This window comes from Microbacterium lushaniae, assembly GCF_008727775.1.
GTDB lineage: Bacteria > Actinomycetota > Actinomycetes > Actinomycetales > Microbacteriaceae > Microbacterium > Microbacterium lushaniae.
In genome coordinates, this window is the sequence record NZ_CP044232.1 from 467,509 (window position 1) to 481,209 (window position 13,701).

The 13,701-nt window shown below is 72.0% G+C and carries 14 protein-coding genes; 10 read left to right on the forward strand and 4 right to left on the reverse strand.

The genetic code is table 11. The annotated features are described in order from the left end of the window. The first annotated feature begins 72 nt into the window (after window positions 1–72). Window positions 73–345 (forward strand): hypothetical protein, encoded by a 273-nt coding sequence (locus F6J85_RS02200; RefSeq protein ID WP_150923663.1) that lies wholly within the window; start codon window positions 73–75, stop codon window positions 343–345. 33 nt (window positions 346–378) lie between these two features. Here the strand turns inward: F6J85_RS02200 and F6J85_RS02205 are convergent, their stop codons facing one another. The 3 genes from F6J85_RS02205 to F6J85_RS02215 all read right to left on the reverse strand — a co-directional run bounded on the left by F6J85_RS02205 (window position 379) and on the right by F6J85_RS02215 (window position 3,597). Beyond that, a complete protein-coding gene (locus F6J85_RS02205; RefSeq protein WP_150923664.1) occupies window positions 379–1,095 on the reverse strand; it encodes a hypothetical protein in 717 nt (238 codons plus the stop codon). Between the two features lie 31 nt (window positions 1,096–1,126). Then, window positions 1,127–2,731, reverse strand: a complete 1,605-nt coding sequence (locus F6J85_RS02210; RefSeq protein ID WP_150923665.1) for an ABC-F family ATP-binding cassette domain-containing protein — start codon at window positions 2,729–2,731, stop codon at window positions 1,127–1,129. 206 nt (window positions 2,732–2,937) lie between these two features. After that, entirely contained in the window at window positions 2,938–3,597 is a 660-nt protein-coding gene (locus tag F6J85_RS02215) for an alpha/beta hydrolase (RefSeq protein ID WP_150923666.1), read from the reverse strand. Between the two features lie 88 nt (window positions 3,598–3,685). Between F6J85_RS02215 and F6J85_RS02220 the strand changes: the two genes are divergently transcribed. The 9 genes from F6J85_RS02220 to F6J85_RS02260 all read left to right on the forward strand — a co-directional run bounded on the left by F6J85_RS02220 (window position 3,686) and on the right by F6J85_RS02260 (window position 12,602). Continuing rightward, window positions 3,686–4,315, forward strand: a complete 630-nt coding sequence (locus F6J85_RS02220) for an NUDIX hydrolase family protein (RefSeq protein WP_150923667.1) — start codon at window positions 3,686–3,688, stop codon at window positions 4,313–4,315. A gap of 164 nt (window positions 4,316–4,479) precedes the next feature. After that, window positions 4,480–6,207, forward strand: coding sequence for a dihydroxyacetone kinase family protein (locus F6J85_RS02225; RefSeq protein ID WP_150923668.1), 1,728 nt, complete (start codon window positions 4,480–4,482; stop codon window positions 6,205–6,207). Beyond that, entirely contained in the window at window positions 6,207–6,662 is a 456-nt protein-coding gene (locus F6J85_RS02230; protein WP_150918621.1) for a ribose-5-phosphate isomerase, read from the forward strand. Before F6J85_RS02225 ends, F6J85_RS02230 begins: the two co-directional genes overlap by 1 nt. A gap of 18 nt (window positions 6,663–6,680) precedes the next feature. Continuing rightward, window positions 6,681–7,442 (forward strand): triose-phosphate isomerase family protein, encoded by a 762-nt coding sequence (locus F6J85_RS02235; protein ID WP_150923669.1) that lies wholly within the window; start codon window positions 6,681–6,683, stop codon window positions 7,440–7,442. Continuing rightward, window positions 7,439–8,167 carry a GntR family transcriptional regulator gene (locus tag F6J85_RS02240; RefSeq protein ID WP_150923670.1) on the forward strand — a complete coding sequence of 243 codons (729 nt, stop codon included), beginning with the start codon at window positions 7,439–7,441 and terminating at the stop codon, window positions 8,165–8,167. Before F6J85_RS02235 ends, F6J85_RS02240 begins: the two co-directional genes overlap by 4 nt. 156 nt (window positions 8,168–8,323) lie before the next feature. Then, window positions 8,324–9,274, forward strand: coding sequence for a sugar phosphate isomerase/epimerase family protein (locus F6J85_RS02245; RefSeq protein WP_150923671.1), 951 nt, complete (start codon window positions 8,324–8,326; stop codon window positions 9,272–9,274). Window positions 9,275–9,296: 22 nt separating this feature from the next. After that, on the forward strand, window positions 9,297–10,283 hold the full coding sequence (locus F6J85_RS02250) for a 3-hydroxyacyl-CoA dehydrogenase family protein (protein ID WP_150923672.1): 987 nt from the start codon (window positions 9,297–9,299) through the stop codon (window positions 10,281–10,283). Further along, entirely contained in the window at window positions 10,280–11,050 is a 771-nt protein-coding gene (locus F6J85_RS02255) for an SDR family NAD(P)-dependent oxidoreductase (RefSeq protein WP_150918631.1), read from the forward strand. The genes F6J85_RS02250 and F6J85_RS02255 overlap by 4 nt, the downstream gene beginning before the upstream one ends. A gap of 175 nt (window positions 11,051–11,225) precedes the next feature. Beyond that, window positions 11,226–12,602, forward strand: a complete 1,377-nt coding sequence (locus tag F6J85_RS02260; protein ID WP_238707032.1) for an MFS transporter — start codon at window positions 11,226–11,228, stop codon at window positions 12,600–12,602. A gap of 12 nt (window positions 12,603–12,614) precedes the next feature. On the opposite strand, the gene F6J85_RS02265 is transcribed toward F6J85_RS02260, so the two are convergent. Continuing rightward, entirely contained in the window at window positions 12,615–13,682 is a 1,068-nt protein-coding gene (locus F6J85_RS02265; protein ID WP_150923673.1) for a threonine aldolase family protein, read from the reverse strand. Window positions 13,683–13,701: the final 19 nt, after the last annotated feature.

A 13,701-nucleotide genomic window follows, 5' to 3' on the forward strand; every position in this document is an offset into this window, starting at 1 on the left:
GCGCGGCGACTCGGAGGCGATCTCCGTCCGACGGGGGAGGCATCCCGGCGGTGCCCGCCGTAGCGTCGGAGCATGACGGAGCGCACGCGGGCACGATCACGGGGCTGGGCGCACCCACGGGGATGGGCTTGGTGCGGCGGCATCGCGATGGGTGCGGCCCTGGGCGTCGCCTTCGGTCGCACAGAGGAGAACCCCGCCCTCGGTATCGTGCTCGGCGTCGGTTTCGGCCTCACGTTCGCGCTGATGTTCGGCGTCGCTACGCCGAGTCCGCGCTCGGGCGATGACGGCGGCGGCTCGGTCGCGCCCGCGCTCGACGGTGACGGTTCGGGCGCCTCGGGAGATTGACCCGGGGTGCCGCCGCCGTCTTCCCGGCCGGGTTCAGCGAGAGGCAGCCTCGGCCAGCCCCTCCCACTCGCCCGCGCCGAGGGGCCGCACCTCCCCGGGGCACGCGTAGCGCTCGTCCAGCAGCTGCGTCAGACGCTCACCCAACGATGCGATCTGCCCGGGCGCGAGCTGGTCGCCGCCAGGCGCGGGAGAGAGGTAGAGGCTCCCGGTCCTCAGCGCGGGGGCGGAGCCTCCGTTCTCGCACGTCTCGAAGACGGTGATGAACTCGCGCCCGACGTCGAAGTACACGCCCGGTTGGAGTTCCTCCACGTCGCCCGCGCCAAGGCGTTCGCCTTCGGGCCCGAGGAAGTCGCGCAGACTCGTCACCGCGTCCAGATAGCTCCCTCCGCCCGGGGTGAAGAGGGTGTGGCTGCTGACGACCTCCACCCGCTCATCGCCGTCGGCCCACGCGACCGCGCACGGGCTGCTGGGGCCGGCATCCGCGCCGAAGCCGCGCACCTCCCGCACGCGCTGCACGTCCGCGTCTCCGAGGAGGGTCTCGAGGTCCTCGGTGGACACGAGCTCGCACCACACCCCGTCCTCGGGGACCTCGCCGTGGGGGATGACCTCCTCCGTCGGCGGCGCCGCGCACCCGGACAGAAGGCCGGCGACCGCGGCGACCGCGGTCAGCAGCGGCAACGCCGAACGGACCCTGGGCGCGCGCCCCCCTGCCCGTGCGTCCATTGCGATGCCCTCCCCCGGCGCGCCCATGCTAGCGGATCCTCGATCGGGCTCCGGATGCTCACGCCTGGACGAGGCCTCCCGCCGTGAGCTCGAGGGTCAGGTCGGGAGCGAGCCGGCCGAGGAACGCGTCGTCGTGGCTGACGATGAGCACCGCCCCGCGATAGGCGGCGAGCGCCCCCAGCAACCGGTCGACCGTGTCCAGGTCGAGGTTGTTGGTGGGCTCGTCCAGCACGAGCAGCTGCGGCGGCGGGTCGGCCAGGAGGATGCGGGCGAGTGCGACGCGGAAGCGCTCGCCGCCGGAGAGGGTGACGACCTGCCGCTGCACCGCATCGCCGCGCAGGAGGAAGCGCGCGAGCCGGTTCCGCAGCTCCACGACGGGCAGCGCGGGCGCCGCCGACCGCACGTTCTCCAGCACCGTCGCCGCCTCCTCGAGCCCGTCGACCCCCTGCGGCAGGTACCCCACGCGGTCGGTGAACAACTCCGCCCGCACCGCCCCGGTGCCGGCGTCCGACCCGGGGGCGGCGGAGCGCACGAGACGCTCCAGGAGCGTCGTCTTGCCGATGCCGTTCGGGCCGATCAGTGCGACGCGCTCGGGGCCCTGCACGACCCACGAGCGCTCGGCGTCGCCGATGCTCAGGATGCGCCGCCCCGCCGCGACGCCGGGATCGGGGAGGTCGATGCGCACGGCCTGGTCCTCGCGCACCCGGCGCTCGGCCGCATCCAGGGCGGCGCGGGCCTCGTTCTCCTTCTCCCGCACCTCGGTGCGCAGGCGCCCCGCCGACACCTCCGCGGCGCGCTTGCGGTTGCCCGAGACGATGCCGGGGACGCGCTTTTCCACCTGTGCCTTGTGGCCCATCTGGGCGCGGCTGGACAGCGTGCGCTCGGCCGCGATCCGGTCGCGCTTCTCGCGCCGCACGACCTGCGCGGCGGTGCGCTCGGCCTGGCGGGCCGCATCCTGCTCGGCGTCGAGCCATGCCCGCCACTGCGAGTACGGCCCGCCGAAGGTCGACAGCGCGTTCGCGTACAGCTCGGCGGTGTCGTCCATGAGCTCGAGGAGGGCGACATCGTGGCTCACGACCACGAGGGCCCCGCGCCACGATCGCACCATCTCGGCGACGCGGGCGCGGGCATCGCGGTCGAGGTTGTTGGTGGGTTCGTCCAGCAGCGTGATGGGGGCGGCGGCCAGGCGGATGCCGGCGATGGCGACGAGGATCGCCTCTCCGCCCGAGAGCGAACCGATGGTGCGATCCAGCGCAGTGGGCGGCAGCCCCGCATCGGCCAGCGCGGCGGCCGATCGCGCCTCGACGTCCCAGTCGTCGCCGACCGCGTCGAAGTGCTGCGGGTCGGCGTCGCCGGATTCGATCGCCCGCAGCGCCGACAGCGCGTCGGCGACGCCGAGCAGCTCGGCGACGGGCCGGTCGACGTCGAGAGTCAGCCGCTGCGGCAGATACGCGACGTCCCCCGAGCGGATGACGTGCCCAGAGGTGGGGGCGAGCTCGCCGGCGGCGAGGCGCAGCAGCGTCGATTTGCCCGAGCCGTTGCGGCCGACCAGCCCCGTGCGGCCGGAGCCGAACGAGCCGGAGACGCCGTCGAGGGCGATCGTGCCGTCGGCCCACACGAGCGAGACGGAGTCGAACAGGAGAGCAGAGGAAGGGGTGGGCATGATGCTCCGGTGTGTGCATGCGCTGACACCGGACCCCTGCCCTCAGACGGGCGGGTCCACCGAGCTACGGCGGGTCGACGGTTCAGCGCGCGGACAGGGGCGCGGAAGCGACGTCGATCTTCACCGGAGGGATCCTCACACTCGGAACAGGACTCGGCCACCGTAGTGGGGGCCGTGCGAACGTGCAACCCGTGCCCGTGCCCGCCTCAGCTCGCGGCCGGTTTTTCCAGGCGCTTGCTGAGGAAGGCGTGCACGTCGGCGAGCTCCGCCTGCGAGACGCTGTGCGCCATGCCGGGGTACACGCGGCCGCTCAGGTCGGAGTGCGCGGGGAGCCACTCGACGGTGTGCGCCACCAGTGCCTCGGGGATGACGTCGTCGTGGGTGCCGCGTCCCCAGAACACCGGCGGCTTCTGCTCGGTCAGCGTCGCATCCCCCGGAAGGGATCCGGGCGCGACGTATCCGGACAGGTTCACCACGAAGGCGATGCGCGAAGGATCCAGCCGCAGGGCCTGGAGCGCGACGGACGCGCCCTGCGAGAACCCCAGCAGGCCGATGCTCGGGGCATCGACGGCGGCATCCAGCCACTCCAGCAGGCCATCGGCTGCCGCCGTCACCGCCGACGGATCGCGTCCGTTCAGTCCCTCGATGGGGTACCACGAGTACCCCGGCGACGGCCACGGCGGCGCGAGCGGCGCGCGGACGGCGGCGTAGGCGAACGCGTCGGGGAGGTGCTCGGACAGGGCCAGCAGGTCGCGCTCGTCGGCGCCGTACCCGTGCAGCAGGATCAGCGCCGGCCGACCGGCGCGCTCCTGGGGCGGGGTGGCCCAGACGACCAGGTCGGGGTCGATGCGCGGCGGCTCGCTCATGCCTTCATCCTCTCAGCCCGGCCGGACACCCCGTATTTCCCCGGCCGGGATCCGGGCGTTTTCGGGGCGCGTTGGGTATACAGGGAACATGCCCGTGCGCACTCCCGACCCCGACCCGTCCGACGACGGCAACGGCGACGACGCCCGCCGCGAGCCCCTCGGTTCCCCCTTCGACCAGGCCACCGGCCCGGCCGCCGCCGGCAATCCGGGGTGGCTGAGCGAGGTCGAGCTCACCGAGATCCGTCGCCGCATGCCGATCCTCTACGTGGAGGCCGTGCCCGTGCGCACCGATGGCATGGGCGCCGTCGTGCAGGTGGGGATCCTCCTGCGTGCGACCCCGATCGGAGAGATCAGCCGCACGATCGTGTCGGGCCGCGTCCGCTACGGAGAGACCGTGCGCGACGCGCTGTTCCGTCACCTCGAGAACGATCTCGGCCCCATGGCCTTCCCGCTCCTGCCGCCGCAGGTCACGCCCTTCACCGTGGCGGAGTACTTCCCCCTGCCCGGGATGACCGCGTTCCACGACGATCGACAGCACGCGGTGTCCCTCGCCTACGTCGTTCCCGTCACCGGCACGTGCGAGCCGCGCCAGGACGCGCTGGAAGTGACGTGGCTCTCGCCGGAGGAAGCGTCCTCCGACGCCCTGGCCGCCGAGATGGAGGGCGGCCGCGGCACGCTCATCCGGCTGGCGCTGGCGAGCGTGGGCGCCCTGCGCTGACCCCTCCGGCCGCCGAGACTGCACGCAGCTGACGAGACAGCGACATCATGTCGCGGTCTCGTCGGCACGGTGCAGTCTCGCGAAACAGCATGCGGCGATGCGGGGCCTGGCCGGAGGATCCAATTTCCCATAGGATTTTCGGAAACACGCCCTAGGGAGACGCGATGACGCGGCTGTTCAACGACCCGGACGACTTCGCCGAGGAGATGATCGAGGGCTTCGTCGCCGCGTCATCCCGCTGGGTGCACCGCGTGAGCGGAGGCGTCGTCCGGTCCACCCGGGGGCCCGAACCCACCGTCGCGGTCGTCATCGGCGGTGGCAGTGGCCACTACCCGGCGTTCGGCGGCCTGGTCGGACCGGGCCTTGCCCACGGCGCCGCGATGGGGAACCTCTTCGCGTCGCCCTCGGCGCACCAGGTGCACTCCGTCGTCGCCGCCGCCCATGAGGGGCGCGGCGTGCTGCTGAGCTTCGGCAACTACGCCGGCGACGTGCTCCACTTCGGCCAGGCGCAGGAGCGCCTGCGCGGGGAGGGCGTGGACTGCCGCACGGTGCTCGTGACCGACGACGTGTGGAGCGCGCCCAAGGACGAGCTCGACAAGCGCCGCGGTATCGCCGGCGACCTCGTCGTGTTCAAGGTGGCGGGTGCGGCGGCCGAAGAGGGCCTCGACCTCGACGACGTCGAGCGTGTCGCGCGGCTGGCCAACGCCCGCACGCGCTCGTTCGGCGTCGCCTTCAGCGGCTGCACGCTCCCCGGATCCGACGAGCCGCTGTTCGAGGTGCCGCCCGGGCGCATGGCCGTCGGGCTGGGGATCCATGGCGAACCGGGCATCGACGAGGTCGACATCCCGACGGCCGCTGGACTGGCCGGGATGCTCGTGGACAAGCTGCTGGACGAACTCCCCGACGGCGTGAGTGTCCCGGGCGCGCGCGTGGTGCCGATCCTCAACGGCCTGGGCAGCGTCAAGTACGAGGAGATGTTCGTCGTCTACAGCGGCATCCACCGTCTGCTCGGCGACGCCGGCGCCGTCGTGGTGTCGCCGGAAGTGGGGGAGTTCTGCACGAGCTTCGACATGGCGGGCCTCTCGCTCACGCTCCTGTGGCTCGATGACGAGCTCGAGCGCCTGTGGCTGGCTCCGTGCGACACGCCCGCCTACCGTCGCGGTGCGGTCGAGGGACGCCGCGAGGTCTCGGCCGACGAGATCGCCGACGACGACGAGGCGCAGGAGATCGGCGCGGCCGGCGACGCCTCGCGCCGCGCCGCCGGCGCACTCGCCCGTGCGCTGGAGGGCGTCGCCGTCGCTCTCGATGAGGCAGCAGACGAGCTCGGGCGGATGGACCGCATCGCCGGAGACGGTGACCACGGCATCGGGATGCAGCGGGGCAGCCGCGCGGCGGCCGAGTCGGCGCGCAGCGCGGCGGACGCCGGCGCGGGCGCCCGCACAGCGCTGCAGCGCGCGGGCGATGCCTGGGCCGACACCGGCGGCGGGACCTCCGGAGCGATATGGGGCGAGATGCTCGCGGCCCTCGGCGCCATCCTGGGTGACGAGGACGAGGTGACCGCGGCCGCGGTCGGCGACGGGGTCGTCGCCATGAAGGACGCGGTCATGACCTTCGGCAAGGCCCAGCCGGGGGACAAGACGATGGTCGACGCGATGGTGCCCTTCGCCGACGAGCTCACCACGCGCCTGGGCGCCGGTGATCCGCTCCGCGCGGCGTGGGCGAGCGCCGCCCAGGCCGCCACCGCCGCGGCGCAGGCCACGGCGGAGATGACCGCGCGGGTCGGGCGTGCCCGTGCGCACGGCGAGAAGAGCGTGGGTACGCCCGATCCCGGCGCCGTCTCGTTCGCCCTGGTGACCCGCACCGTGCTGGAGAACCTGAAGGAGGAGGACTGATGGGATTTCGACTGGTGGTCGGCTGCGATGAGGCCGGCTTCGACTACAAGGAGCGCATCAAGGCCGATCTGCTGGCCGATGACCGCGTGGACGATGTCGTGGACGTGGGAGTGGCGGCCGACGGCACCACGAACTACCCCACGATCGCGATCGCAGCCGCCGAACGCGTCGCCGCCGGCGACGCGGACCGCGCCATCCTCATCTGCGGCACGGGGCTGGGCGTGGCGATCGCGGCCAACAAGGTTCCCGGCATCCGCGCCGTCACGGCCCACGACTCCTACAGCGTGGAGCGGTCGATCCTCTCCAACGACGTGCAGGTGCTGTGCATGGGTCAGCGCGTGGTCGGCGTCGAGCTCGCCCGCCGGCTCGCGCGCGAGTGGCTCGGCTACACGTTCGACACCTCCAGCGCGTCGGCGGACAAGGTCGCGGAGATCGGCGCCTACGAAGGTGTCTGACCCCGCGGGGGGCTCGGGATGCTGATCGGCGCGAGCCTGAAGATGTACTTCTCCCACGCCCGCACGCTCGCGTGGGTGCGGGAGGTAGCCGGCATCGTCGCGGAGCACCCGGCCGTCGCGGCGGGCGTGCGGCCCTTCGTGCTGCCGCAGTTCCCCTCGATCCCGGCGTGCGCGGAGATCGGCGCGGCGGCAGGGCTTGCCGTGGGCGCTCAGGATCTCGCCGCCGAGGACGAGGGCCCGTACACCGGCGAGGTCAGCGGCGCGGTGCTCGCCGAAGTGGGCTGTTCGCTCGTCGAGGTGGGTCACGCCGAGCGGCGGCGCCTGTTCGGCGAGACCGACGACGTCGTCGCGGCCAAGCTCGCCGCGGCGCTGCGCCACGGGCTCATGCCGTTGCTGTGCGTCGGGGAGGACCGTGCCGGGGATGCGGCGGCCGCCGTGGATGCGTGCCTCCGGCAGATCGACGCCGCCGTGGGCCCCGCGCGCGCCGCCGGTCTGACCGGCCCCGTCACCGTCGCCTACGAGCCGCTGTGGGCGATCGGCGCACCCGAACCTGCCGGCCCCGACCACATCGCCGCCGTGTGCGGGGCCCTCCGCGAGCACGGCGGGCAGGCGCAGGCCGTCATCTACGGGGGCAGTGCACGCCCCGGTATGCTGGCCGACATCGCCGGTTCGGTCGACGGCTTGTTCCTCGGCCGCTTCGCCCACGACCCGAGGGCGTTCGGCGCGATCCTCGACGAGTCGGCAGACGTGCTGCGTGCACAGGCGGAGGTGTCACGATGACCCTGGAGGCGGCTCCGCGCGGTCTGGAGGCCCTCGCCGGCGGCGTCGAACGACGCGGACTGCGCGACCACGTGTACGAGCGCATCCTGGGCCTGCTGCTCAGCGGCGAGGTGGCCCCCGGCGCCCGGCTGTCGATCGACACGATCGCCCGTCAGCTGCAGGTCTCGCCCACCCCCGTGCGCGAAGCGATGGTGCAGCTGGAGCGCACCGGACTGGTGACGCGTGAGGCGCTCAAGGGTTATCGAGTCGCCCCGCCGCTGCGGCCCTCGCAGCTGCGCGAACTCTTCGACGCCCGCCTCATGCTGGAGACGACCGCCACGCGCCTGGCGACCCCGGCCACGCCCGGGATGGTCGGCGAGCTGCGTGCGGCGCAGCAGGCGCACCGGGCCGTGGGGGAGCGCGTCATGGCCGCGATGGCGGCGGGGGATTCCGATGTCGCGCTGACCACCGCATACTTCGCCGCGGATGCGGCCTTCCACCGGGTCGTGTTCGATCACTGCGGCAATCACTACCTCAGCGAGATGTCCGACACGCTCGGTGCGCAGCTGCACCGGATGCGGCAGGCCGCCGTGCACGGCGTCACCGACGTGCGCGAAGCCATCGCCGAGCATGAGGCGGTCGTCGAGGCCTTCGCCGGCGACGACCCGGATGCGCCCGAGCAGGCGATGCGTCGTCACGTCCAGCTCGTCGGCGAGCGGTCGCTGGCCGCCGCACGCGCCGAGTAGGCGACCTGCTCCCGCGCCCCGCCGGCCGGGGCGATTCCGACCGTGCGGGGAGCCATGGGCGGCGCCGATTCCCGCCCTTGTGACGGCGGCAGAATCCTGTAGGATCTACGAACCGACCGGATCGATGCCGATCCGTGACACGCCGATGGAGCCGTCATGACCGCAGCCTCCCCTCCGCCGTACGACCGCGACACGTGGCCGATCGCCGTGTGCATGCACGGGTTCCGGCCCGTCGCCGCCGACGGCACGCGCCTGCACGACGCCGCGCCGGAGGTGTGGGACGACGTGTTCGCGCAGGTGGCCGCGCTGGGGTTCACCGCGATCGAACTCGCCGACAGCCACATCCGTCCCGCCGACCTGGATGCGTCCCGCCGCGCCGACCTGCTCGCCATCGCCGCAGCGCACGGGGTGACCCCGATCTCGGTGCACGTGCAGCGCCAGAGCGTCATCCAGCCCGGCCGCGGCGAGGAGAACCTCGCCTACGCGCACCGCACGATCGACGCGTCGGCCGAGCTGGGGCTGCAGGTGTTCTCCACGGGCCTGCACCAGCCGTTCAGCGACGCGCAGCGCAAGGCGCTGTGGTTCTGGACGGCGCAGGGCCCCGTCGACCCCGACGACGCCGAGACGCGGGCACTGGCGGTGCGCCGGCTCCGCGAACTCGGCGAGCACGCGGCATCCGTGGGCCTGCCGATGGCGCTGGAGATGTACGAAGACACCTACCTCGGCACCGCCGACAGCGCGGTGCGCCTCATCGAGGAGATCGGGCTGGACAACGTCGGTCTCAACCCCGACATCGGCAACCTCATCCGCCTGCACCGCCCCATCGAGGACTGGCGCGAAATGCACGAGAAGACGCTGCCGTACGCCAACTACTGGCACGTGAAGAACTACATGCGCGACGAGGCCGGCGACGGCAGCTGGGCGACCTCGGTGCCCACGAGCCTCGAGCTGGGGCTGATCGACTACCGCGCGATGGTGGCCCGGGCGCTGGAACTGGGCTTTCGCGGCCCGTTCCTGATGGAGCAGTACGGCGGCGACAGCCTCGGTGTGTGCGCCACCAACCGCACGTATCTGCAGTCCCTGCTTCCCCAGTCCGCCGGCGCGTGAGCCCCGCACGAAAGAGATGAACATGACCGACACCCCACGCCCCGTGTACGCCGTCGTCGGCAGTGGATACATGGGCGGCGGGATCGCCCAGGTGCTCGCGCTGTCCGGTGCCGACGTGCGCATCGCCGATGTCGATCTGGACATCGCGCAACGCAACCGGGAGCGCCTCATCGGCGAGGCGGAGCAATTCGCCGCCGACGGGCTGTTCCCTGCAGACGCCCCCGCCGTCATCGCCGAGCGGGTCACCGCCGCCACGATCGAGGACGCCGTGGCCGGGGCGGGTTTCATCGAGGAGGCGGTGCCGGAGAAGATCGAGATCAAGCACGCCACGCTGCGGCGCATCTCCGAGGCCGCCGCGCCCGATGCCGTCATCGGCAGCAACACCTCCACGATCCTCATCGGGCGCCTGGCCGAGGCCGTGACCGCGCCGGAGCGGTTCCTCGGGGTCCACTTCTCCAACCCGGCGCCCTTCATCCCCGGCGTCGAGCTCATCCCGCACGCCGGCACCGACGACGCGGTCATCCCGGTCGTTGAGCGCATCGTCGCCGCCACCGGCAAGGAGACGGCCCGCGTGAAGGACGCCACCGGGTTCGTGCTCAACCGCCTCCAGTACGCGCTCTTCCACGAGGCCACCCAGCTCGTGGAGGAGGGCGTGGCCACCCCCGCAGACATCGACACGATCGTGCGGACGACGTTCGGGTTCCGGCTGCCCTTCTTCGGGCCGTTCGCGATCGCCGACATGGCCGGGCTCGACGTGTACGCGTTCTGCTATGCCTCGCTGCAGACGGAGTTCCCCGAGCGATTCGCCACCCCGCGGATCCTCGACGACCTCGTCTCCGCCGGGAAGCTCGGCACCAAATCCGGCGCGGGATTCCTCGACGTGCCCGCCGACCGCACGCCCGAGCTCGTCGCGTACCGCAACAAGGCGTACGTCGCGATGAAGAAGCTGCTGGAGGAACTGGGCCCCGCCCCGATCGCGCCGGCGCGGGAGGAGACACGACCGGCATGACCGCCGCATTCCCCGCCGAACGCACCGTGATCCTCACGGGGGCAGCGAGCCCCCGTGGGATCGGGCGCACGACGGCGCATCACCTCGCCGAGCACGGATGGCACGTGGGCATCGTCGACGTCGACGGCGACGCCGCCGCGCGCACGGCCGAAGACCTCTCCGACCGGTACGGGGTGCACGCGCTGGGGGTGGGCGCAGACGTCTCCGACCGCACGCAGGCGGTGGCCGCCGTCGACGCGCTCGAGGCCGGGCTCCCGCAGCTGGTCGCCGTCGTGAACTTCGCGGGAGTCTCGTCCCCGGTGCCGTACCTGGAGGTCACGCCGGAGGAGTGGGAGCGGGTGCGCGCCATCAATCTCGACGGCGTCCACTGGGTGACCCAGCGGGTCGCGGCATCCCTCGTCTCCGCCGGCGTGGGGCGCATCGTGGGGATATCGTCCGTCTCGGCGCAGCGCGGGGGCGGCACGTTCTCCAAGACCCCGTACTCGGCTTCGAAGGCGGGGGTCATCGGACTCATGCGCTCCCTCGCCCGAGAGCTCGGACCCTTCGGGGTGACGGCGAACGTCATCTCGCCCGGCCCCATCGACACCGACATCATGGGCGGGACGCTCAGCGAGGAGCGCAAGGTGCACATGGCCGCCGACGGCGTGCTGCCCCGCATCGGCACGCCCCGCGACATCGCCGCCGCCGTCGCGTACCTGATCAGCGAAGACGCCGGGTTCGTCACCGGACACACCCTCAACGTCGACGGCGGCCTCTACATGCACTGACCCCCGTCCGGACCCCTAAGGAGAAACATGCCCCGCACCTGGTCGAAGGGGCGTATCGCGTACCTGCTGATCGGCGTCGTCTGCGTCGCCATCGGGCTCGCCCTCATCCTGCCCGCCCTCGGGGCCTGAGCCCCCGCATCCCCCGCTCCGATCCCCCCGTTCAGAGGAGTCTCCCGTGACAACGCCGTCCGGCGCCCCTTCGGCGCAGACGCTCCTGGCCAGCCCTCACCTGGCCAGCGGCATCAAGAAGGCCACCTACCGGCTCATGCCGATGCTCATCATCCTGTACTTCGTCGCGTTCCTGGACCGCACGAACGTCGGGTTCGCCGAAGCGGCACTCGAGGTCGACCGCGGCATCACCGCCGGCGCGTTCGCCCTGGGCGCCGGGATCTTCTTCATCGGCTACGCGCTGTTCGAGATCCCCTCCAACCTGCTGCTGAACAAGCTCGGCGCGCGGTTCTGGCTGGCCCGCATCGCCGTCACGTGGGGCATCGTCGCGTCGCTGTTCGCGTTCGTCGTGGACGACACGATGTTCGTCATCCTCCGGTTCCTGCTCGGCGTGACCGAGGCGGGCCTGTTCCCTGGCGTCATCATGTTCCTCGCGCAGTGGTTCCCCAACAAGCGGCGCGTGCAGATGTTCGCGCTCTTCTACCTCGCGCAGCCCTTCTCGCAGATGCTGGGCGCGCCGCTGTCGGGCGCACTCATCAGCTTCGGCGAGCAGTTCACCCCGTGGGCGGGGTGGCAGGTGATGTTCTTCACCGAGGGGATGCTGGCCGTCGCCGCCGGTGTGGCGGCACTGTTCCTGCTGGTGGACTCCCCGCAGAAGGCGAAGTTCCTCGACGACGACGAGAAGGCGGCCATGAAGGCCGTCATGGACCACGAGGACGCCGTCAAGCACGACGACGGGCCCCGTGGCATCGGCGCGGCGATGATCAACTGGAAGGTCTGGTACTTCACCGTCATCTACTTCTGCCTGCAGATCGCGGTGTACGGTACGACGTTCTACCTGCCCCAGCAGGTGTCCGGCCTCATCGGCAAGGACGTCGGATGGGAGGTCGGCCTGGTCTCGGCCATCCCGTGGGCGGTGGGCCTGTTCGCCTGCTACTACGTCGGAAAGTTCGCCACGACGATCCGGCGCAGACGCGTGTGGGGCACGGTGTTCTTCACGGTCACCGGCGCCGCGATCCTGCTGTCGGCGTGGGCCGGTGCGAACGGCCAGGCGCTGCTGGGGATCGTCGCCATCACGATCGCCGTCTCCTCCTTCCTGTCGGTGGGGCCGCTGACGTGGTCGTTCCCCACCGCGTTCCTCGCGGGCGCGGCGGCGGCCACCGGCATCGGTCTGATCAACTCCCTGGGAAACCTCGGCGGGTTCGTCGCACCGATCATGCGCACGGCGATCAACGAGGCCGTCCCCACCGACTCCGGGGCGTGGGGTGTCGTATCGCTCGGCGTGTTCGCGTTCCTGGCCGCCGCCATGATGGCGTGCACGAGGTTCTTCCGGGCGAAGGCCGACGCCCTCCTGGACGAGGAGAAGGCACCCGCCGGTCACTGACCCCGCGGGGGGTCAGGCGGAGGTCTCGCGCGCGATCGCCGCGACGAAGGCGTCGATGTCGTCCTCGGTGGTGTCGAAGCTGCACATCCACCGCACCTCGCGGCGCGTGGCGTCCCAGTCGTAGAAGCGGAAGCTCTCGCGGAGGCGATCGGCCACGCCCGCCGGCACCGTCGCGAACACGCCGTTGGCCTGGGTGGGCTGGGTGAACGCGACGCCGCGGATCGTGCCGTCCGCCAGCCCCGCCTCGATGCCATGGCGCAGGCGCTGGGCCATCGCGTTGGCGTGCGCGGCGTTGCGCAGCCACAGGTCGCCCTCGAGCAGCGCGATCAGCTGCGCGGAGACGAAGCGCATCTTGCTGGAGAGCTGCATGTCGAGCTTGCGCAGGTAGGTCAGGCCGGCCGATGCCTCGGGGTTGAGCACGACGATCGCCTCGCCCATCATGGCGCCGTTCTTGGTGCCCCCGAAGCTCAGCACGTCCACACCGACGTCGCGCGTGAAGGCGCGCAGCGGCAGACCGAGGGATGCGGCGGCGTTGGCGATGCGCGCGCCGTCCATGTGCAGCCGCATCCCGCGCTCGTGCACGTGCTCGGAGATGGCCCGCAGCTCCTCGACGCTGTAGAGGGTGCCGAGCTCGGTGGACTGCGTGATCGAGACCACGAGCGGCTGCGCGCGGTGCTCGTCGCCCCAGCCCCACGCCTCCCGGTCGATGAGCTCGGGCGTGAGCTTGCCGTCCTCGGCGGGCACGCCGAGGATCTTGATGCCGGCCACGCGCTCGGGCGCGCCCCCCTCGTCGACGTTGATGTGCGCGGTGGATGCGGCGATCACGGCGCCCCAGCGCGGCAGCATCGACTGGAGCCCGACGACGTTGGCGCCGGTGCCGTTGAACACCGGATACGCCTCGACGCCCTCGCCCAGGTGCGCGGCGAAGACCTCGTGCAGGCGCGCGGTGTACGCATCCTCGCCGTAGGAGATCTGATGACCACCGTTGGCGGTGGCGATCGCGGCGAGGACGTCGGGGTGAACGCCGGAGTAGTTGTCGGAGGCGAAGCCGCGTACGGCGGCGTCATGCAGTGGGGTCACGGCATCCCAGCCTACGTGC